Below are 20,408 nucleotides of genomic sequence, written 5' to 3' on the forward strand. Positions count from 1 at the left end.
GACTCAGGGGGAAAGTCGGTGCAGACAGGTGCGGCGCCCGGCGAGCCCCGGGACGAATCGGGACATCAGCCGGATTTCGAGCTGCTGTTACAGCTCACCGACGTCCTCTGCGAGCTGGGCTGCGTGGAGGACGCGCCGAGCCGGGTGCAGTTCGCCAGTCTGCTGGGAGGCCAGCTCCACCGGCAGGTGGACGTGCGCGGCGTCAGGCTCCGTGAGGACGTGGTGAGTCTGGTGACCGCCGCGATGAGCGTGGCGGGCGGGGAACACGTACTTGTCGGAGTGGTCCGCATCCTCGAAGGCGCTCCGGCCGGAGACGAGCTCGCACGGCTGATCACTCCCGTGCCCGCCGTGGCCGGACCGCTGTCCAAGGAGGACGAGAAGAGTGCCCGCGTCGCCCTCTCCCGCGGCGATCTCCCCGCCGCGCGGTTACGGGACGGGCTGGCCGAGGAGCTCGCCGGCCTCGACCTCCCCGACGGGCTCACCCCCGAACAGCTCTTCGCGTACCTCTTCGAGTGGAACGCGCAGGCGGACGGCCTGCCGCCCGTCGTCGTCCTGCTCGACCACGCGGCCCGGCTCGCCCGGACCGTCGAACACCGCCTCGCGCTGACCGCCTGGGTCGACGACTGGGCCGCGCGCGCGGGCCTGGCCGCGGAGCTGGTGCGGCGCCGGGAGAGACGCGCGGCGGTGGTGTGGTCGCCCGACATCCCCCGCACCCTCGTCGTCGCCGTGGAGCCGGCCCGGGACGGCAGCACGGACGTGGTGGTGCGGACCTGGACCAACGCCACCCCGGGCCGCTGGGACCCACGCCCCGGCGAGCCGGACACGATTCCCCTGGACGACCTCGGCCGAGCGGTGGACGAGGCGCTCCGGCGCGGCACCCGGCTCTGGCTGGTGCCGCGCGAACCGGACTCGGGCGGACTCCGGGAACCGCCTGCGTACATAGAGTTCCTCCTTCCGTACGATCTGATGAACCACGATGTGGCGGGGTTGACGTTCGCCATCGGCGACGGGGAGCCCACTCCGCTCGGCCTGCGGTACGGGGTGCACCTACGCAGCCTCGAACGCATGCGTACGGACAACGCCGTGGTCCGGCAGCAGTGGCAGCGGCGCTGGGCGGCTCTGAAGCAGCATGGCATCACGGTGCATTCCTGGAGAGAGGCGGACGCCCGCCGGCTGCGCGCGTGGCAGATCGCGCTCGCCGGGGAATCGAGAAGTACGGCAGTGCTGTTGGACGCGCCGACCGGGGCGCCGGCGCTGGAGGCACTCAAAGCGGCGATCGCGGAGGGGGTCGGGCTGGCCGTCTGGGACCGCAGAGGCGTGTTCAAGGAGGAGCGGCGCGAGGTGGTGACCGCGGTCTTCGCGGCCGTCACGATGCCCGTGCAGCTGCCTTCCGTCATTCACCGCATGCGTCTGAACGCCGAGAGCGGAGCGGAGGACGCGGTGCAGTACCTTGCTCGAAATGTCGGATTTTTATGGGACGACCCCACGCGTGTCGTCGACATGCAGACCACCGACCCCGGCGGTCTCGCCAGCTGAGCTAGGAGGCTTCGGCATGAGCGCACAGGAACGGACGGCCGCGGACGACTGGCGCGTCTTCCACGCCACCGGACGCCCGCAGGACGCCCCACCCGTGCTGCCGGACCCGCCGCCCTGGCGGAGGTTCCGCGGCGGCCCGGCCGAGGCTCCACCCCCGGACGACACCGAGGCCGCGCTGCGCCGCCTGGGGCCCGGCGGCCTCACGCCCCAGCTCGACCGGGATCAGATAGAGACGGTCAACGCCGCCCTGCTGCTGCGCCGCCCCCTGCTGATCACCGGACCGCCCGGAGTGGGCAAGTCGACGCTCGCCTACCTGATCTCGCGTGAGCTGGGGCTCGGCCGGGTACTCGAATGGAACATCGTGAGCCGCACCAGCCTGCGGGACGGCTTGTACGTCCATGACGCCATGGGCCGCGCCCAGGCCATCGCCGCCTGGCAGGCGGGGCTGCGCGACGTGGCTCACGCGGAGCCGGTGTTCGAAGACGGCGAACAGCCCGTCAACCCGTCGACCATGCCAAAAGATCGTCAACTTGCGCCGGTTATAGGCGAGTTCATTACACTGGGACCGCTGGGCACCGCCCTGCTGCCCTACGAACGGCCCCGGGTGCTCCTCGTCGACGAACTCGACAAGAGTGACATCGACCTGCCGAACGACCTGTTGCACGTTCTGGAGAATGGAAGTTATGAGGTTCCGGAGCTGGTGCGTGACGCCGCTGACGCGGCGAGCGTGCACACCAGCGACCCCGGAAGCCGGGCCGTGGTGCGCGACGGACGGGTCGAGTGCCGGGAGTTCCCCGTCGTGGTGATCACCAGCAACGGGGAGCGGGAATTCCCCGCCGCCTTCCGTCGCCGCTGCCTGCCGATGGAGATGCACACCCCCACCCGGGAGCAACTACTGGCCATGGTGGAAGGCCACCTGGGGCTCCGGCCGCGAGGCACCGAAGACCTCGTCGACCTGTTCGTTCAACGGGTCCAGGCGGGCGGCGTCCACTCCCTCGACCAGTTGCTCAACGCTGTCCAGATGACTACCGCGGGTGGTTTTCAGGCTGACGGTGACGGGCGTAAGCTCGTCGAACTGCTGCTCCGCGACCTCGCGAAGGGCCGCTGATGACCCGGGAGCGCGCATCCGGACCGGGCGACGGGGATCCCGCATCGGGACCGCCGCCTCCTTCGGTGTACCCCGAGCCGCTCGCCCACGCGAGCGAGCGCGGAGACCGGGTCCCGGCCGCTCCCGATCACTTCGTACCGCGCTGGCAGGAGTTCGCCGACGCGGTATGGCTCGCCGCGCACCGCAGCCGGTACGGCGGTTCCGGCGACGCACCTCAGGAGGCACCGGCCGTCGCCGTGGAACGCCCGCAGGACGACGAGGCCGGAAGCCCGGCCCGGCCGCCGATCACCCACGACGCGCTCCCCGGCCCGCCCCCGGCCGACGACGAGGACGCGAGCCCCGCGCCCCCGCCGGAGAACCGCGCCCCCGCCGCACCGGCCCCCTCTGCCGACCGCACCGCCGCCCAGGCCGCCGACCGCTTCTTACCCCACCCCGAAGGCCGCTTCACCCTGCACCTCGGGCCACCGCTGCTGCCCCGGCCCGAACCCGACCCGTCCGGCCCCGGCCGCGTCACGGCCCTGCTCGCGCGCGCCCTGCACCATCTGGCCCGCCGCATCCCGTCCCGCGACCACCTGGAACTGGACGAGGAGACCACCGCCGAACAGGGCCTCGTCGACGGGCTGTGGATGCCGTTCCTGCGGCCCGCCCGGATCTCCGCCTTCGACCTGGTGCTGCTGCTCGACGACGCGCCCACCATGCGGATCTGGGAGGAGAGCGCCGCGCGCCTGGCCCGTGCCGCCGAGCACAGCGGGGCCTTCCGGAGCGTGCGCACTCTCCGGGCGACCGTGCCGCGCACCGGCACCGCCACCCTGCGCTGGTCCACGGGACGGGCCGTCGCCGACCCCGCCGAACTGCTCGACGGCCGGGGCAGCCGGATCTTCCTCGTCGTCACCGACGGACTCGCCCACGGCTGGGCCGCCACCGCCGCGGACGAACTCCTCGGCCGTCTCGCCCACGCCGGTCCCACCGCCCTCGTCCACCTGCTGCCGCCCCATCTGCGCCACCGCTCCTCGCTCTACCCGTACCCGGCCGTCCTGGAAGCCGGCGGTTTCGGAGCCCCCAACGACGGCCTCGGCCACTGGGCGCCGCCCGGCGGCCCCGACCCGATGCGGCCGCTGCCCGAGGCGGGCGACGGCTCCGTCGCCGTCCCGGTGCTCTCCCTGAAACCGGCCTCCCTCGCCGCCTGGTCCGATCTGGTCACCGGTGGGCGCGGCGTACGGCGTTCGCTGCCCGTGGTGCTGGCGGGCGCCCTGAGCAAGGGCGCCCCCGCTCTCGGGCTGCGCGCCCCGCGCCTCCCACGCGCCGCCACCGCCGCCGTACGACGCTTCTTCAGCCTCGCCACCCCCTCAGCCCGTCGGCTCGCCACCCAACTGGCGGCCATTCCCTTCGACTTCGATCTGGTCGAGCAGCTGCGGCGACGCGTCATGCCGGAAACCGGTCCCGATCACCTCGCCGAGATCCTCATGGGCGGGCTGATCGACTGGGAGGGCGGAGAGGAAGGGCGCCCCGAGTTCGCCGAGGGCGTCCGCGAGGCGCTGCTCGCGACCACCACGCGCAGCCAACTCGCCCACACCGTCAGCGTGGTGGGCGAGCTGCCGGCCGCCGGGGAGCGGGGTGTCGCCCTGCGGGCCGCCCTGCACGACCCGCTGCGGACCAGGCTGCCCGACCCCGCCGAACGCGGCTGGGCGCGTAGCGAACTGGCGGTGATGCGAGCCCTGTCGGGCCCCTACTCCGAGCGGGCCAGGCGCATCGAACCGAACCTGTCCAGGTACGTCCCCGCCGCAACCGTACAGGTCGAGACCAGTGCGTCCGCACATCCACCCCCACAGGTGAATAACCCGGGCGATACGACTCCATCCAGCCCAGCGGGCAGTGACCCGGATTCGGGAAATTCCGATCTGACTGGAGAATCCGCGCCGTCTGAGACGGCCGGCGCGCACCGACAAGAGACCCCGGAGGCAGAGCCGCTCATGCAGAGCACCACGACCGCGACGCCGGCCCTACTGGTGAACGTCCCCATGCGTAACACCTCGTTCGTCGGCCGCCAGGCGCTGCTGAGGGCCGTGGAGGAGCAGCTCGCCGCCCAGGACACCGCAGCCGTGCTGCCCAACGCCCTGCACGGCCTCGGTGGGGTGGGCAAGTCGCAACTGGCGCTGGAGTACATCTACACCCACCAGCGCGACTACCGGATCATCTGCTGGATCCCCGCCGAGCGCGAGAGCCTCATCCTGGCCGCGCTCTCCTCCCTCGCCTCCCAGCTGGGCGTCGCCCCGTCCGGCCAGGACAGCCTGGGCGCCGCCGCGGCCAACACCGCCGTGCCCGCCGTGCTGGAGGCGCTGCGCACCGGAACGCCGTACGACAACTGGCTGCTGGTCTTCGACAACGCCGAGGACATCGACGCGGTGCGCGGCTATTTCCCCCACAACGGGCCGGGCAAGGTCATCGTCACCTCCCGGAACCGGGGCTGGGAACGGGTGGCCAGCTCGCTGCCGGTGAACGTCTTCGAGCGCGACGAGTCCATCGAGCTGCTCCAGAAGCGTGCCCAGGACCTGCCCCGGGAGGACGCCGACCGGCTCGCCGAGGCGCTCGGCGACCTGCCGCTCGCCGTGGAGCAGGCGGGCGCCTGGCTCGGCGTCACCGGCATGGAGGTCGACGAGTACCTCGACCTGCTCGCCCAGCGAAGCCCGGAGATCCTCGAGATCGAGCAGAGCCCCGACTATCCGGTCTCCGTCGCCGCGGCCTGGGACATCTCCCTGGAGCGCATCAGGGAGAACAACCCGGGCGCCCGTCAGCTTCTCGACATCTGCGCCAGCATGGCCCCCGAGCCGATCCCGAGGTCGATCCTGCGGAGCAGCCGGGGCGTCAACATCACGCCGCAGATCGACCCGATGCTGCGCGAGCCGATCAAACTGAACCGGGGCATCCGCGACCTCAGCCAGTTCTCCCTGATCAAGGTCGACCCGCGCGCGGGCACCCTGCAGATGCACCGTCTTCTCCAGACCGTGCTCCTCGCCAAGCTGAGCGAGGAGGAGCGCGAGCGAATGCGGGACGCCGCCCACCAGCTGCTGTCCGCCGCGAATCGGGGCTCCTACGGGGCTTCCCAGGGGTGGCGCGACTACCAGGCGTTGCTGCCCCACGTCCTCGCCTCCCAGGCGGTGACCAGTACCGACCCCTATGTGCGCGACCTGGTCTACGACACCATGTGGTTCCTCTACTACTGGGGTGACCACGAAGGTGCCGCGGTCTTCGGCCGGCAGGCCTGGAGCGCGTGGCTCGCCGCCTCCGGCGAGGAGGACATCTATGTCATCCGCATGACCAAGGGCCTGGGCTTCCTCCTGCGCCAGGTCGGCCAGATCGCCGAGTCGATCCCGCTCACCGAGAAGGCGCTGGAGGTCTCCCGCCGGGTACAGGTCGAGCCGGAGGAACTGATCGACTCCCTGTGCGAGATGTCCGACGCCCACCGGTACCAGGGCCGGTTCCAGGAAGCGCGGGACCTGGGCAAGGAGGCCACGGAACTGGCCCGTTCGCTGTTCGGCCCCGATGATCCCGCCGCCCTGCGCAGCAGCCACAGCTGGGGCGTCGACCTGAGACTGTGCGGGGAGTTCCGGGAGGCGCTGCCGCTGGACCAGGAGACCGCCCGCCAGCGCGACCTGCTGCTCGGCGACGCCAGCTTCTTCACGCTCAACACCCTGCACTGCGTCGGCATCGACACGCGGGAGGCGGGCCGGTACCCGGAGGCGCGCGAATGGCAGGAGGACGTCTACCGCCGGGCGCTCACCGCGCTCGGTGACAAGCACCCGCTGACCCTGCGCATCGCCCGTGACCTCGGTGTCTGCCGCCGCAGGGACGGAGACCTCGCCGAAGGCGCCAAACTCGCCGAGGAGACCCTGCGCAACTTCAAGTCCCGCTACGGTGACGAGCACATGGACTCGCTGACCACGGCGACCAACGTCTGCGTCGACCGGCGTCTGGCCGGGGACCTGGAAGGCTCCAAGCGCATCGCCGAGTCCACCGTGGCGCGGCTGGTGCGGCGCCTGGGCGGGGATCACGCGCACACCCTGGTGACCAGGGCGAACCTGGCCGCCACCGAGCGTGCCCTGGGTTCCCTGGACACCGCGCAGGAGCTGGAGGACGACGTGGTGCGCAGGCTGGGCGACACCGTCGGGGCGCGTCACATCATCACTCTCACCGTCGGCATCGGCCAGGCCAACACCGCTTACGCGAGGCTCGACTTCGAGCGGGCGCACGCCATCGACTCCGCCAATCTGCCGCTGCTCACCGAGGTGGCGGGCGACGATCACCCGCTCACCCTCTCCTGCACCTCCAACCTCTCCCTCGATCTGCGGGGACTCGGGCGGGCCGACGAGGCGGACGTGCTCCAGCGAAAGGCGGTGGAGGGCTTCGCCGCGGTGCTGCGCACCGACCACCCCTGGCTCCAGGCCGCCCGCCAGCGCCGCCGCATCGAATGCGACCTCGCTCCCATGCCCATGTGACGCGGACGGTCGAACGGCCCGCCGCCCGGCCCCCCGGGTGGCGGGCCTCTTTGATTGCGTTCCTTCAACGCCCTCGTCATAGTGGTGAGTTGGCATCAGAGGGCAATCGTGTCGCGGGGGGCTCATGACGGCGGTCGTCTTCGTCCACGGGACAGGGGTCCGCGAGCCGGGCTTCTCCGCGCTGCTGGGACGCGTGACGTCCGGACTGGCCGCACAGCGCGGCGGGCTGCGCGTCCTGCCCTACTACTGGGGCGCGGCACACGGTGCCACGCTCGCGGCGGACGGAGCGAGCCTGCCGCCCCGGCCCGGCACCACACGCGGTCTCGGAGAGGGCCCCGTCGGGCCGGACCCGAGCGGCGGGACGACCGCGGCATGGGCAGTCCTCTACGACGACCCGTACGCCGAACTGGCCCTGGCCGCCGCCGGATCCGGCCCGGCCGTCGAACGACCGCCCGGCTCCGCACCGCCGCAGCAGCGGATACGGGCGCTGCTCACCGCACTCGCCGCCCAAGGGGACGCGCCCGCCGCCGAACTGGGCCCCGGGCTGGCCCGGGCCGCCACCGACCTGGCCGCTCACCCCCTGCTCGGCCCCGCCGCCGACGCCCTCGGACCGGCGGACTTCGCCGTTCTGGCCGCCCGCTCCCTGACGGCCCGCCTCATCGCCGACGCCCTCGACGCCGACTCCCCGCTGGTGCCGGTCGGCGAGACCCGTGACGCCGTCACCGACCGGATCTCCGAGGGCCTCGGGGCACCGGCCCGGGGCACGGAGCGCGGGCTGCGCTCCTACCTGCTGCGGACGGCCGGGGCCGTGGCCTCGCGCGCCGTCGAGCGCCGTCGGCGTGCACTCACCGAGGCCACTCACCCCGCCGCCGGTGACATCCTGCGCTACCTGAGCCGGGGCGCGGCCTTCCGGGACGGTCTGCGCGCCCTCGTCGCCGGCCTGGAGCCGCCCGTCGCCGTGGTCGGCCACAGCCTCGGCGGCATCATCGCCCTCGACACGCTGATCTCCGCCCCGCTGCCGCAGGCCGGGCTCCTGGTCACAGTGGGTTCACAGGGGCCCTTCCTCTATGAGTCCGGCTCCCTGCCGTCCCTGGAACACCCCGCGCCCTTGCCCTCATACGTCCCCGCCTGGCTGAACCTGTACGACCCGCGCGACCTGCTTGGCTACCTCGGCGCCGGACTCTTCCCGGGCCGCGTCACCGATGTCGCGGTCGACGGCGGCCAGCCGTTCCCCGCCGCGCACAGCGCCTACTGGACGAACCCCGCCGTGTACCGCCACATCGTGGACCACCTGCCGTGACCGGGCCGACGCCGCCGGTCGACCCGGCCCGGGTGCACGCCCTCGTCGTCGGGATCGAGGCGTACGAGGCCGGTGACGCCTGGAGCCTTCCCGGACCCGCCCGGGACGCCGTACGGTTCTGGCGGCTGCTGCGGGACGCCGGGGTGCCCGAATCCCAACTGCGCCTGCACCTCGCGCCGTTGCCCTCCTACGATCCACGAGTCCCCTTCGAGAGCGCGGACCGGGCGACCCTGCGTCGTGTCCTGGTCCGCGAACTGTCCCCGGTCCAGGGCGACATGCTGTGGGTCTGGTGGGGAGGGCACGGTGTGCTGGACCGGGCCGGGAGGCTCCGGCTGTTCTGCGCGGACGCGGGCGTCGCCGACAAGGTCGGCGTCGACCTGGACTCCGCGCTCGCCCGGTACGCGGGGGACGCCGTGCCCGGTCTGCGCGAGCAGCTGTGGATCGTGGACGCCTGCGAGACCTTCGAGGAGGACCTCGCCTTCCAGGAGGCGCTGCCCGCCGACGCCCTGCCCGTGGGCCGGCCCAACCATGCGCACCGGCAGACCGTGCTGCGCGCAGCCGGCCGGGGCAGAGCGGCGGCCAACGATCCCGTCCGGGCCACCGGCCTGTTCTCCGACGTCCTGCTCGGTCTGCTGGCCGACCGGGCGGCCGTGCTGCCCGCACCGCCCGATCCGGAGGAACTGTTTCCGGCCGTTCGGGCGCGCATCGCTGCCCTCAGGGAAGAGGGCCGTACTCTTCAGCATCCCGAGATCCGGCTCCAGGGCCCCGACCGCACCGAGACCCTGCCCCCGGCCGGGCCGCCCGTCGCGCCACGCCCCCTCGCGGCGTTGCAGCGGGCGGTGGAGGCCCTCCTCGCCTACCCCCTGATGCACGACCCCGACGAACGGCAGACGGTCGTCGCCTCGCTGAACCCCCGTGTCACGGCCGTACTCCGCCGTCACAGCAGGGCGCGTACCGACGTCGTCAACCTCCTCGGCGGGCTCGCCCGGCGGGACCCGGAGGCACTGCGGGACCTGTTCGACGCCGTGGTGTCCGTCGATGACGATCCGGCACTGAGGGACGAACTCGCCGCCGCACTGGATGAGTTGGCGTCCACGTCGGCGCGCCGACGTGACCGGCGATGATCAGTGGCGTGATCGTACGGTTTTCGCCCCGGGGGGTATTGGCCATGATGGAAAGACACGGGGCATCGCGTGCCACCGTGCGAGAAGGGGGAGCATCTTGGACCAGCCGCCCGCTCTGTGCCGCACCGGAGCCGCCGCACCTGAACCGGTCGTCGCCGCCGTGGGGACCGATGTCTGGGAATCCGATCTGGCGGACCTCGCGGCGCTGCCCCTGAGCGCCGTGGACGGTCTCCCCACCCTGCCCCCCACGACGCGCCTGCTGACCGAGGTGCTGCGCGCCCGCAGCAGCATGCGGAGCGGCGAAGGCGGAGGCCAGGGCGCCCGAGCCGACTAGCCGCCGCCCGCGTCACGACGGCAGAACCCCGGTGCGACACCCGCACGCGCACCGGGGTGCGCGCATGTCCACCATCCCGACCGGAGGTCCGCGACGATGACCAGCGAGCAGCACCTCGCTCCCTTCCGCATGCCGGACCGGCTCTTCGCGGAGCTGGCCGCCGGGGGCGGCTCGGCAGCGGCTGTCGCCTTCCTCGAACGGGCCGAACGTGCCCGGCGGTTGCTGCTCCTGCGCACCCTCCTCGACGATCTCGCCGCCCTGCCCACCCCGCTCGCCCCCGTCTCCGAAGCCTGGCGGGTGCTCAAGGAGGCGGCCGGGAAGTCGCCCGAGCCGGTCGAACGCCTGCTGCTGGCCCCGGCGACCGGCGGCTGGATCTCCCACATGCTGCGCCGGGTGCACGGCACGGCGACCGGGCCGCCGCTGTGGGTGGAGGCGGGCCACCTGAGTGCGCTGGCCCTCTCGGCCTCCGTCCAGGCGGGCACCGAGGCGGCCCTCGACGTTCCCCTCACCGGCGGGCGCTTGCCCCTGCCCGGTCTCGGCATGGTCCGGCTCCCCGACGGGAAGGAGGGCTTGGCGCTCGGCCGGGCCACGACGGCCGGGGGAGAGCTGACGGTCACCGGGCCCGGCCGCACGACCGGCTCGGTGCGGGTGACCTGCCGTCCGCTGACCCAGCGTGCCGACACCGGCACCTGGCTCCCGTTGCGTGCCCTCACCCACCCCCGCCCCGACGGCGGGGCCCCGGTCACCGTGGTCCTCGAAGACCTCGACCCCTACCGTGATCTCGACGACCACCTGCCCCCCGCCCGGCTCGACGAGGAGGAGGTGCGGGAGTGGCAGCGGTTGTTCGGCGAGGCCGCGCGGCTCCTCGCGCATCCGGACGGGCCGGGCCCCGGGCGGGTCGACCCCGCCATGATCCGGGCGATCGTGCCGTTCGGACGCACCGCCGCCAGCCCGCCCCCGCCGCCCTTCGTCCAGGTGTCGGCGTCCAGCGGCGACTCCTTCGGCGGCATGCTCATCGTGCGCCCGTCGTCCCCGCTCGCCCTCGCCGAGACCCTGGTGCACGAGCTCCAGCACAGCAAGCTGGCCGCCCTCCTCCACCTCTTTCCGCTGCTGGAGGACGACCGGGCCGAGCGCTACTACGCCCCCTGGCGCACCGACCCCCGCCACCTCACCGGCCTGCTGCACGGCGTGTACGCCTTCACCGGCGTCGCCGGCTTCTGGCGGGACCGGCTGGCCGGGGCCCAGGACGACCGGACGGCGGACACGGCCGGGTACCACTTCGCCCTGCGCCGCCTGCAGAGCCGCCTGGTGGTGCGCACCCTGCTGGCGGAGGGCCGGCTCACCCCGCAGGGCCGGGCCCTGGTGTCCGGCCTCGCCCGCACACTGGACGGCTGGCTGCGTGAGCCGGTCCCGCACGGCGCCCTCACCCGGGCCCGCACAGCCGCCGCGCTGCACCGCACCGAGTGGCGGCTGCGCAATGTCGACCCCGCGGCACAAGCGGCGTCGGACGGGCCTCGCTTCCGCCTCGACCGCACCTTCTGGTCCGACGTCCGCACCCACGCCTTCGCCACCCGCCCCGTCGCCCCGCACACCGCCGACGAGCACCTTGCCGCCGGTGACACGGCCGCCGCGCTCACCGGATACGCCGAGCGGCTGGCCGCCGATCCCGCCGAGCCGCACGCCCTGGCCGGGTGGATCGTCGCCCGGGCCGCGCACGACCCGGGCCGGGAGACCCGGCGCATGCTGGCCAGGCCCGAACTGCTCCAGCCGCTGCCGAGCGGCTGAACCGCGGACGTACTCCTCCGGGGCGTTGTCGTCAGGCGGACGCGAACAAGAGTCCGCGGAAACGTGCGAGCGGCGCGTCAACGGGCGCTTCGATGGTCAGGATGGAGGCATGGCATACCACGTCCACTCCGAGGCCGGGCGGCTGCGCCGCGTCATCCTGCACCGGCCCGATCTCGAGCTCAAAAGGCTCACCCCGAGCAACAAGACCTCGCTGCTCTTCGACGACGTGCTGTGGGTGCGCAGGGCCCGCGCCGAGCACGACGGATTCGCCGACGTGCTGCGCGACCGCGGTGTCACCGTCCACCTCTTCGGTGACCTGCTGGCCGAGACCCTTCAGGTCCCGGCGGCCAGAACCCTCGTCCTGGACCGGGTCTTCGACGAGAAGGAGTACGGCCCACTCGCCACCGACCACCTGAGAGCCGCCTTCGAGCACCTGCCCGCGGGGGAGCTGGCCGAGCTGCTGGTGGGCGGCATGACCAAGCGCGAGTTCCTGGACGTGCACCCGGAGCCGACGTCGGTGCGCTTCCACGTCATGGAGCTGGACGACTTCCTGCTGGGCCCGCTGCCCAACCACCTCTTCACCCGTGACACCTCCGCCTGGATCTACGACGGCGTCTCCATCAACGCCATGCGCTGGCCCGCCCGGCAGCGCGAGACCGTGCACTTCGAGGCGATCTACCGCCACCACCCGCTGTTCCGCGACGACGCCTTCCACGTGTGGTCCGAGGGACAGGCCGACTACCCGTCCACCATCGAGGGCGGGGACGTGCTCGTCATCGGCAACGGGGCCGTCCTCATCGGGATGAGCGAGCGCACCACGCCCCAGGCCGTCGAGATGCTCGCGCACAAGCTGTTCGCGGCCGGTTCCGCCGAGACGATCGTGGCCCTCGACATGCCCAAGCGGCGGGCCTTCATGCACCTCGACACCGTGATGACCATGGTCGACGGCGACACCTTCACCCAGTACGCGGGCCTCGGCATGCTCCGCTCGTACACCATCGAGCCGGGTGTCGGCGAGAAGGAGCTGAAGGTCACCGACCATCCGCCGGAGCACATGCACCGCGCGATCGCCGCCGCGCTCGGCCTCAACGAGATCCGGGTGCTGACCGCCACCCAGGACGTGCACGCGGCCGAACGCGAGCAGTGGGACGACGGCTGCAACGTCCTGGCCGTCGAACCCGGTGTGGTGGTCGCCTACGAGCGGAACGCCACCACCAACACCCACCTGCGCAAACAGGGCATCGAGGTGATAGAGATCCCGGGGAGCGAGCTGGGGCGGGGGAGGGGCGGGCCGCGGTGCATGAGCTGCCCGGTCGAGAGGGAGCCGGTATAGCGCGGACGGCCCCCGGAACCGCCTCCGTATAGGCATGCTGAGCTTCGTATAGTATTCCAGGAGTCTTGTTCCCCCTCCGCATCCCTGGAGCGCCCCCATGGCGACAGTCCCGACCGCCCTCGCCGGCCGCCACTTCCTCAAGGAGCTGGACTTCACCGAGGAGGAGTTCCGCGGTCTGGTCGAGCTGGCCGCCGAGCTGAAGGCCGCCAAGAAGGCCGGGACCGAGACCCAGTACCTGCGGGGCCGGAACATCGCGCTGATCTTCGAGAAGACCTCCACCCGCACCCGGTGCGCCTTCGAGGTCGCGGCCGCCGACCAAGGTGCCTCGACGACGTACCTCGACCCGTCCGGCTCGCAGATCGGGCACAAGGAGTCGGTCAAGGACACCGCCCGGGTGCTGGGCCGGATGTACGACGGGATCGAGTACCGGGGCGACAGCCAGCGGAAGGTGGAGGAGCTCGCCGCGTACGCCGGTGTCCCCGTCTACAACGGGCTCACCGACGACTGGCATCCCACCCAGATGCTCGCCGACGTGCTGACCATGACGGAGCACTGCGCCAAGCCGCTGGACGGGATCACCTTCGCGTACCTCGGCGACGCCCGCTTCAACATGGGCAACTCCTACCTGGTCACCGGCGCCCTGCTCGGCATGGACGTGCGTCTCGTCGCCCCGAAGGCGTACTGGCCGGCCGAGGAGGTCGTCGACCGGGCCCGCGCGCTCGCCGATACCAGCGGCGCCCGCATCACGCTCACCGAGACCCTGGACGAGGGCGTCCGTGGCGCCGACTTCGTCGCCACCGACGTCTGGGTCTCCATGGGTGAGCCGAAGGAGGTGTGGGAGGAGCGCATCACGGCCCTCGCCCCGTACGCCGTGACCATGGACGTGCTGCGCGCCACCGGCAACCCGGACGTGAGGTTCCTGCACTGTCTGCCGGCCTTCCACGACCTCGGCACCAAGGTCGGCCAGGAGATCCACGCGGCCCACGGCCTGTCGTACCTGGAGGTGTCGGACGAGGTCTTCGAGTCGGCGCACTCCGTCGTCTTCGACGAGGCGGAGAACCGCCTGCACACCATCAAGGCCGTCCTGGTCGCGACGCTCGGCTGAACCCGGCGGTCCTCAGGCCGAAGGGCGCCGCTGGGCCGGCACCACGGGCAGCCTGAACCACACCGCCTTGCCGGACTCGGTGGGGCGGTGCCCGCACGACGAGCTCAGGGCGCGGATCAGCAGCAGACCGCGCCCGTGTTCCTGCCAGGGGTCGGGCGCCGCGATGGTCGGACAGGTGAGGTTGCCGGGTGGCGCCGGGTCGGTGTCGTGCACCTCGACCTGGCAGCCCGACGCCATCAGCTCCACGACCAGCTCGATCGGGGTCTCGCCGGAGGTGTGCTCCACGGCGTTGGCCACCAGCTCCGCCGTGAGCAGCTCGGCGGTGTCGCAGTCGGCCTCGTGCTCCCGCTCGGCCAGCGCCGTACGGACCAGGGCACGGGCCACCGGCACGGCCGCGGCGGTCCGCGGCAGCGCGACGCGCCAGGAGGCGGGGGCTGGGGGGAGTTCGTACACGGCGGGTCCGTTCATGGAGCAGGACATCCTGCTTTCAACCTTATGAATGGTACGGGGCCACTTCTCGGACGCGACCGAGGGGCACCGTAGGGGGCCGTCGGCCCCCTTGCCGCACGGCTTACCCAGGTGAACGCGGTGCCGCGCACGGCTGCGCCCGCCGTTACGCCGGTGTGGATGATCTGTGACGGATGTGACCGGCCCGGCGCACACCCGGGCTCACAGCCATCCTTACCCGGACGGCCTATCGCGCAGTCATGACGACAGTCACGGATGAGTGATAACTTCGTGGGGTAGAGCTCAGTGAGGCAGTGCCCGCCCGAGGAGGCCGCACGTCATGAGTCCCTTCACCGGCTCCGCCGCCCGCACCCCGAGCTGGGAGCACCTGCGCGTCGACATCACCGACGGCGTCGCCACCGTCACCCTCGCCCGCCCCGAGAAGCTCAACGCGCTCACCTTCGGCGCCTACGCCGACCTGCGCGACCTGCTCGCGGAGCTGTCCCGGGAGCGGTCCGTACGGGCCCTGGTCCTGGCCGGTGAGGGCCGCGGCTTCTGCTCCGGCGGTGACGTCGACGAGATCATCGGCGCCACCCTGGGCATGGACACCGCCCAGCTCCTGGACTTCAACCGCATGACCGGCCAGGTGGTCCGCGCCATCAGGGAATGCCCGTTCCCCGTGATCGCGGCACTGCACGGCGTGGCGGCGGGCGCCGGCGCGGTACTCGCCCTGGCCGCCGACTTCCGCGTGGCGGACCCCACGGCCCGCTTCGCCTTCCTCTTCACCCGGGTGGGCCTCTCCGGCGGCGACATGGGCGCGGCCTACCTCCTGCCCCGCGTCGTCGGCCTGGGCCACGCGACCCGCCTGCTGATGCTGGGCGACCCGGTCCGCGCGACCGAGGCGGAGCGCATCGGCCTGATCAGCGAACTGACGGAGGAGGGCCAGGCGGACGAGACAGCACAACAACTGGCCCACCGCCTCGCTCAGGGCCCAGCCCTGGCCTACGCCCAGACGAAGGCCCTGCTCACGTCGGAACTGGACATGCCCCTGGCGGCCTCGATCGAACTCGACGCCTCGACGCAGGCGCTGTTGATGAACGGCGAGGACTACGCCGAGTTCCACGCGGCATTCACGGAAAAGCGCCCCCCGAAATGGAGCGGACGGTGAGCGAGTCACCCCCAGGGGCGCGGGGAACTGCGCGACAAGCCCCCACCCACCCGCACCCGCACCACGACACGCCCCACCCCCTACGCGTCGCAATCATCGGCGGAGGCCCCGGCGGCCTCTACGCCGCCACCCTCCTCAAACGCCTCGCCCCCACCCGAGACATCACCGTCTGGGAACGCAACGCCCCCGACGACACCTTCGGCTTCGGAGTGGTCCTCTCCGACGAAACCCTCGGCGGCATCGAACACGCCGACCCCCAGGTCTACGAAGCCCTCCAGAGGGACTTCGTCCGCTGGGACGACATCGACATCGTCCACCGCGACACCCACCACACCTCCGGAGGCCACGGCTTCGCCGCACTCGGCAGAAAACGCCTCCTGGAGATCCTCCACACCCGCTGCCGGGAACTCGGCGTCGACCTCCGCTTCCGGACCGAGGCCCCGAAGGACCTCCCGCGGACCCACGACCTGGTCATCGCCGCCGACGGAGTCCACAGCACCACCCGCGAGACCCACGCCGACGCCTTCCGTCCCCACCTCACCTCCCACCGCTGCCGTTACATCTGGCTCGCCGCCGACTTCCCCTTCGACGCCTTCCGTTTCGAGATCGCCGAGACCGAGCACGGTGTCATGCAACTGCACGGCTATCCCTACGCCCCCGACGCCTCCACCGTGATCGTCGAGATGCGCGAGGAGGTCTGGCAGGCGGCCGGCTTCGACGAACTCGACGAGGCCGAGTCGGTCGAACGCTGCGCCAAGATCTTCGCGGAGGCGCTCCGCGGCCGCCCCCTGAGGTCCAACAACTCCACGTGGACGACCTTCCGCACGGTCGTCAACGAGCGCTGGTCGCACGGCAACGTCGTGCTGCTCGGCGACGCCGCTCACACCGCGCACTTCTCCATCGGCTCCGGCACCAAGCTCGCCGTCGAGGACGCCCTGGCCCTGGCCGCCTGCCTGGAGGAGCGGGACACCCTGGACGAGGCCCTTGCCGCCTACGAGGCGGAACGGCGGCCGGTCGTCGCCTCCACGCAGCGCGCGGCCCGCGCCAGCCTGGAGTGGTTCGAGAACCTCGCCCTCTACCTGGACCAGCCGCCCCGCCAGTTCGCCTTCAACCTGCTCACCCGAAGCCGCCGCGTCACGCACGACAACCTCCGGCTGCGTGACCCGCACTTCACCGAGTCCGTGGAGCACGAGTTCGGCTGCCCGCCCGGCACGCCCCCGATGTTCACCCCGTTCCGGCTGCGCGGCCTGACCCTGCGCAACCGGGTCGTCGTCTCGCCCATGGACATGTACTCCGCGGTCGACGGCGTCCCCGGTGACTTCCACCTCGTGCACCTCGGCGCGCGGGCGCTGGGCGGGGCCGGGCTGGTGATGACGGAGATGGTGTGCGTCAGCGCGGAGGGCCGGATCACGCCCGGCTGCGCCGGCCTCTACACCGGCCGGCAGGCCGAGGCATGGCGGCGCGTCACCGACTTCGTGCACGCGCAGGCGCCCGGGACCGCGATCGGCGTGCAGCTCGGACACAGCGGCCGCAAGGGCTCCACGAAGCTGATGTGGGACGGCATGGACGAGCCGCTCCCGGACGGCAACTGGCCGCTCGTGGCCGCGTCCGCGCTCCCCTACAAGCCGTACAGCCAGACACCGCGCGAGCTGTCCCGGGCGCAACTCACCGACATCCGCGAGCAGTTCACGGCAGCCGCCGCGAGGGCCGCCCGGGCCGGCTTCGATCTGCTCGAACTGCACTGCGCCCACGGCTATCTGCTCTCCGGCTTCCTCTCCCCGCTGACCAACCGCCGCACCGACGCCTACGGCGGCTCGCTGGAGAAGCGGCTGCGGTTCCCGCTGGAGGTGTTCGACGCCGTACGGAACGTGTGGCCGGGGGAGCGGCCCATGACCGTGCGGATCTCCGCCACCGACTGGGCCGAGGGCGGCACGGGCGTCGAGGACGCCGTCGAGATCGCCCGGGCCTTCGCCGCGCACGGGGCCGACGCGATCGACGTGTCGACGGGGCAGGTCGTGGCGGACGAGCGGCCGGAGTTCGGGCGGTCGTACCAGACGCCGTTCGCCGACCGGATCCGGCACACCACCGGCGTCCCGGTGATCGCGGTCGGCGCGATCTCCTCCTGGGACGACGTCAACTCCCTGATCCTGGCGGGCCGTACGGACCTGTGCGCCCTGGCCCGCCCGCACCTGTACGACCCGCACTGGACGCTGCACGCGGCGGCCGAGCAGGGCTACACGGGCCCGGGCGCCGACTGGCCCGCCCCGTACCGTGCGGGCAGCCGCCGCCCCCAGACGGGCCGCACCGACGCGCCCAAGCCACGGCTCACGCTGGGGAGCTGACGCCAGCGCTCCGAGAGCGGTCCGGCCGCCTCAGAACTCCAAAGAGGGCTGGATCAGCGTCAACGGAGGCTGCTCGACCAGGTGCGAGGGGAGTGGCGGAGCGAAGTCCTCCAGACTTCACCCGGCGCCTACGAGTGCCCTTTTCCACGTCCTCGGTCTCGTCGACGACCAGCACCGCGCCCTCGTCGTGTAGATGTTCCAGCACGTACTCGCGCACGTCATCGCGTACCCGGTCGGCATCCCACTTGGCCCGGCCGAGCAGGTGCTGCATGCCGTCCGGACTGGTCTCCCCGGTCCACTCGGCGATACTCCAGCAGTTCTTGCGCGGAAGGTGGGACAGCAGCCCCAGCACCAAGTCCCTCACGCGGCGCCGGGGTGCAACCCTCGCGAACCGGCTCGCTATCGGGGACATCAGGTGACCTGCGGCCACCGCATGATCTTCCCTCTTCACACACCGATGATTCAGTGGTGGCCGTACTCGTCCCGTCACCTACCCGCGATATCTTGAAGTTCACAGCAAAGCAGGCCGAATCCCGCCGCGACAAGCGGGGCTACGTGAATAACCGCGGGATTTGCTCCCACGGCAAGCAGAGTGATCTCTTACAGGGCCATGACGCACGCACATCCGAGAAGGACGTAGGCGAGGATTCTCGCCAGCACTCCCGAAACTTGATTCACTTTTCGGCCTCATTTTTTGTGCCGACGCGCGACAATGACGATAATCGCCACCGCGGTCATGGATCCGAGAAATACGAATTTTTCAAGTACCTACCTATCTAGAGGCCGGACGGGTCAAGGCAGGTGCCGGTGCAGCGGTAGGGCTGGTTGCTGCCACTGGTGGTGCGGGCTTCGCCGTAGAGGCCGTAGCTGTAGGTCGGGGTGCGCTTGGACGAAACCGGTGGTGTTCTCGCGCGTCATGCCGGTCGCGGTGCTGGCGAAGGTCGAACTGTCATGCGTGAGACGGACGTTGTGACCCAGTCCGGCGTAGCTGTAGGTCGAAGCGGCGCCGGAAGCCGTCAGGCTGGAGAGCTGAGTGAAGGGCGTCCACTGGCCGCTCGGGCGGGCGCCGGTGGGGGAGGCGGTGGAGGTCTCGTTGCCGTCGCCGAACGCTTGGCGGGCCTGCTCGCGTGGACGACGGCTGTGGGCGTGCGCGGCGGTCAGGTCGCGGGTGCGGCCCGGGAGAACCAGAGCGGTGTGCCGTCCGGTCGGGTGATGACCTGGACGCGCATGCCGTACTGCCTGTGCTTCTGGGAGTAGTACGGCTCGTCCGCATGGATGCGGTCGGTGGCGGTGAAGGTGCCGTCGACAACGACGAAGTCGTCCTCACCTACCCCGGTCAGGGTCTCGTGCAGGCACGGCGCCCACACCGCAAAGAACACTTAGGGTCTCGTCGGCATAGCATCAGGCCGTCGCGGTCGAGACGCCGAACCCGGCCGCGAACTGAGCGAACGACTCGTTCTTCCGCAGGTGCGCCAGAGCGAGTAGCGCCTGTTTGAAGCAACCGAGCTTTCTTCACGGCGAGTTCGGTTCACGCCTCCCGGTGTGGATGAGCCAGGAGACATGCTCGACGTCCCGTACGAGGTCGTCGAGCATGGCTCGATAGGAACCAACAGGGCCCCTCCGGTCGCCGGTGTGATGAGTGAGATCACCACCCCGACGACCAGGGGTCGCCCTCCTAGTACAGGATGAAAACGGCTCACTGAAGGAGCCAGGCCGGCCTGCTTACCTATGGCTTCACATCGAGACGCACGAGCGCGCCGATCTCCACGAGCTGGCCCGGCAGCGCCAAGTCGGAAACTCCCAGGACCGTGCTGGCAGGCCGGTGCTCCCCGAAGAACTCGGCGTGGAGGCGTGCTGTCGTGTCGAAGTTTTCCCGCAGGTTCCTCACCAGAACCGTGGTCTCCACTATCTGGCCGCGCTCGGCCCCGAACTGCTTCAGCACCAGGTCCAGGTTCTCCAGGGTGGTGCGGACCTGCAGTGCGAAGTCGTCCGCACCCACGAAGGCGCCGTGACGGTCATGAGAGAGCTGCCCCGACACATGAACCGTGTCACCGACCTGAACGGCCTGGCTGTAGCCGTACAGCGACTCCCACGGCATGCCGAAACCGAATGTCTTCGCCTGGGAACTCATGATTCACTCCCTTGATGCAGCTCATAGAGCTGCCAATTGCAGACATGTAACTGATGGAGATAACTTACGATCCTTCGCAAAAAACTCTTGTCCGGTAGCGCCGTCGTAGTGTTCTCTGCGCGCACAAAGTTGGCTGCAGCGGGCTCCTCGGGTGCCGGTATGATGAGTGGCCCCGTCGGCCAGCCATTGAGCCCGATTCAAC

13 protein-coding genes and 2 pseudogenes are annotated in these 20,408 nt (G+C 71.4%); 11 read left to right on the plus strand and 4 right to left on the minus strand.

Features of this window, described 5'->3' with window-relative positions; all coding sequences use genetic code 11:
* Positions 1-18 precede the first annotated feature (18 nt).
* The 9 genes from ABZ016_RS34765 to argF all read left to right on the plus strand — a co-directional run bounded on the left by ABZ016_RS34765 (position 19) and on the right by argF (position 14,118).
* On the plus strand, positions 19-1,536 hold the full coding sequence (locus ABZ016_RS34765) for a hypothetical protein (RefSeq protein ID WP_356920696.1): 1,518 nt from the start codon (positions 19-21) through the stop codon (positions 1,534-1,536).
* 16 nt (positions 1,537-1,552) lie between these two features.
* Entirely contained in the window at positions 1,553-2,644 is a 1,092-nt protein-coding gene (locus ABZ016_RS34770; protein WP_356920697.1) for an AAA family ATPase, read from the plus strand.
* Positions 2,644-7,137, plus strand: coding sequence for an FxSxx-COOH system tetratricopeptide repeat protein (gene fxsT / locus ABZ016_RS34775; RefSeq protein WP_356920698.1), 4,494 nt, complete (start codon positions 2,644-2,646; stop codon positions 7,135-7,137). Before ABZ016_RS34770 ends, fxsT begins: the two co-directional genes overlap by 1 nt.
* 124 nt (positions 7,138-7,261) lie before the next feature.
* The gene (locus ABZ016_RS34780; RefSeq protein ID WP_356920699.1) at positions 7,262-8,437 is read left to right on the plus strand and encodes a hypothetical protein; all 1,176 of its coding nucleotides are present in this window, start codon (positions 7,262-7,264) and stop codon (positions 8,435-8,437) included.
* The gene (locus ABZ016_RS34785) at positions 8,434-9,561 is read left to right on the plus strand and encodes a caspase family protein (RefSeq protein ID WP_356920700.1); all 1,128 of its coding nucleotides are present in this window, start codon (positions 8,434-8,436) and stop codon (positions 9,559-9,561) included. The genes ABZ016_RS34780 and ABZ016_RS34785 overlap by 4 nt, the downstream gene beginning before the upstream one ends.
* 97 nt (positions 9,562-9,658) lie before the next feature.
* A complete protein-coding gene (locus ABZ016_RS34790) occupies positions 9,659-9,895 on the plus strand; it encodes a hypothetical protein (RefSeq protein ID WP_356920701.1) in 237 nt (78 codons plus the stop codon).
* Positions 9,896-9,991: 96 nt separating this feature from the next.
* The gene (locus ABZ016_RS34795) at positions 9,992-11,680 is read left to right on the plus strand and encodes an HEXXH motif domain-containing protein (protein ID WP_356920702.1); all 1,689 of its coding nucleotides are present in this window, start codon (positions 9,992-9,994) and stop codon (positions 11,678-11,680) included.
* Positions 11,681-11,789: 109 nt separating this feature from the next.
* Complete coding sequence (locus tag ABZ016_RS34800) at positions 11,790-13,013, plus strand: arginine deiminase (protein WP_356920703.1); 1,224 nt, start codon at positions 11,790-11,792, stop codon at positions 13,011-13,013.
* A gap of 97 nt (positions 13,014-13,110) precedes the next feature.
* On the plus strand, positions 13,111-14,118 hold the full coding sequence (argF, locus tag ABZ016_RS34805) for an ornithine carbamoyltransferase (RefSeq protein WP_356920704.1): 1,008 nt from the start codon (positions 13,111-13,113) through the stop codon (positions 14,116-14,118).
* Positions 14,119-14,130: 12 nt separating this feature from the next.
* On the opposite strand, the gene ABZ016_RS34810 is transcribed toward argF, so the two are convergent.
* Positions 14,131-14,598: an ATP-binding protein gene (locus ABZ016_RS34810; RefSeq protein WP_356920705.1), complete on the minus strand. Its 468-nt coding sequence runs from the start codon at positions 14,596-14,598 to the stop codon at positions 14,131-14,133.
* Positions 14,599-14,905: 307 nt separating this feature from the next.
* Here ABZ016_RS34810 and ABZ016_RS34815 point away from each other — a divergent pair, with 307 nt between their 5' ends.
* Together ABZ016_RS34815 and ABZ016_RS34820 are read left to right on the plus strand one after the other, a co-directional pair.
* Positions 14,906-15,733 carry an enoyl-CoA hydratase family protein gene (locus tag ABZ016_RS34815; protein WP_356920706.1) on the plus strand — a complete coding sequence of 276 codons (828 nt, stop codon included), beginning with the start codon at positions 14,906-14,908 and terminating at the stop codon, positions 15,731-15,733.
* On the plus strand, positions 15,718-18,075 hold the full coding sequence (locus ABZ016_RS34820) for a bifunctional salicylyl-CoA 5-hydroxylase/oxidoreductase (protein WP_356920707.1): 2,358 nt from the start codon (positions 15,718-15,720) through the stop codon (positions 18,073-18,075). The genes ABZ016_RS34815 and ABZ016_RS34820 overlap by 16 nt, the downstream gene beginning before the upstream one ends.
* A gap of 133 nt (positions 18,076-18,208) precedes the next feature.
* Here ABZ016_RS34820 and ABZ016_RS34825 read toward each other — a convergent pair.
* The 3 genes and pseudogenes from ABZ016_RS34825 to ABZ016_RS34835 all read right to left on the minus strand — a co-directional run.
* Positions 18,209-18,487 (minus strand): annotated as a pseudogene (locus tag ABZ016_RS34825) (transposase); the annotation flags it as partial.
* A 728-nt stretch (positions 18,488-19,215) separates the two neighbouring features.
* Positions 19,216-19,727, minus strand: a pseudogene (locus ABZ016_RS34830) (transposase family protein); the annotation flags it as partial.
* 74 nt (positions 19,728-19,801) lie between these two features.
* Positions 19,802-20,206 (minus strand): Rid family hydrolase, encoded by a 405-nt coding sequence (locus ABZ016_RS34835; RefSeq protein ID WP_356920708.1) that lies wholly within the window; start codon positions 20,204-20,206, stop codon positions 19,802-19,804.
* Positions 20,207-20,408: the final 202 nt, after the last annotated feature.

The organism is Streptomyces sp. NPDC006372 (assembly GCF_040612515.1).
Taxonomy (GTDB): domain Bacteria; phylum Actinomycetota; class Actinomycetes; order Streptomycetales; family Streptomycetaceae; genus Streptomyces.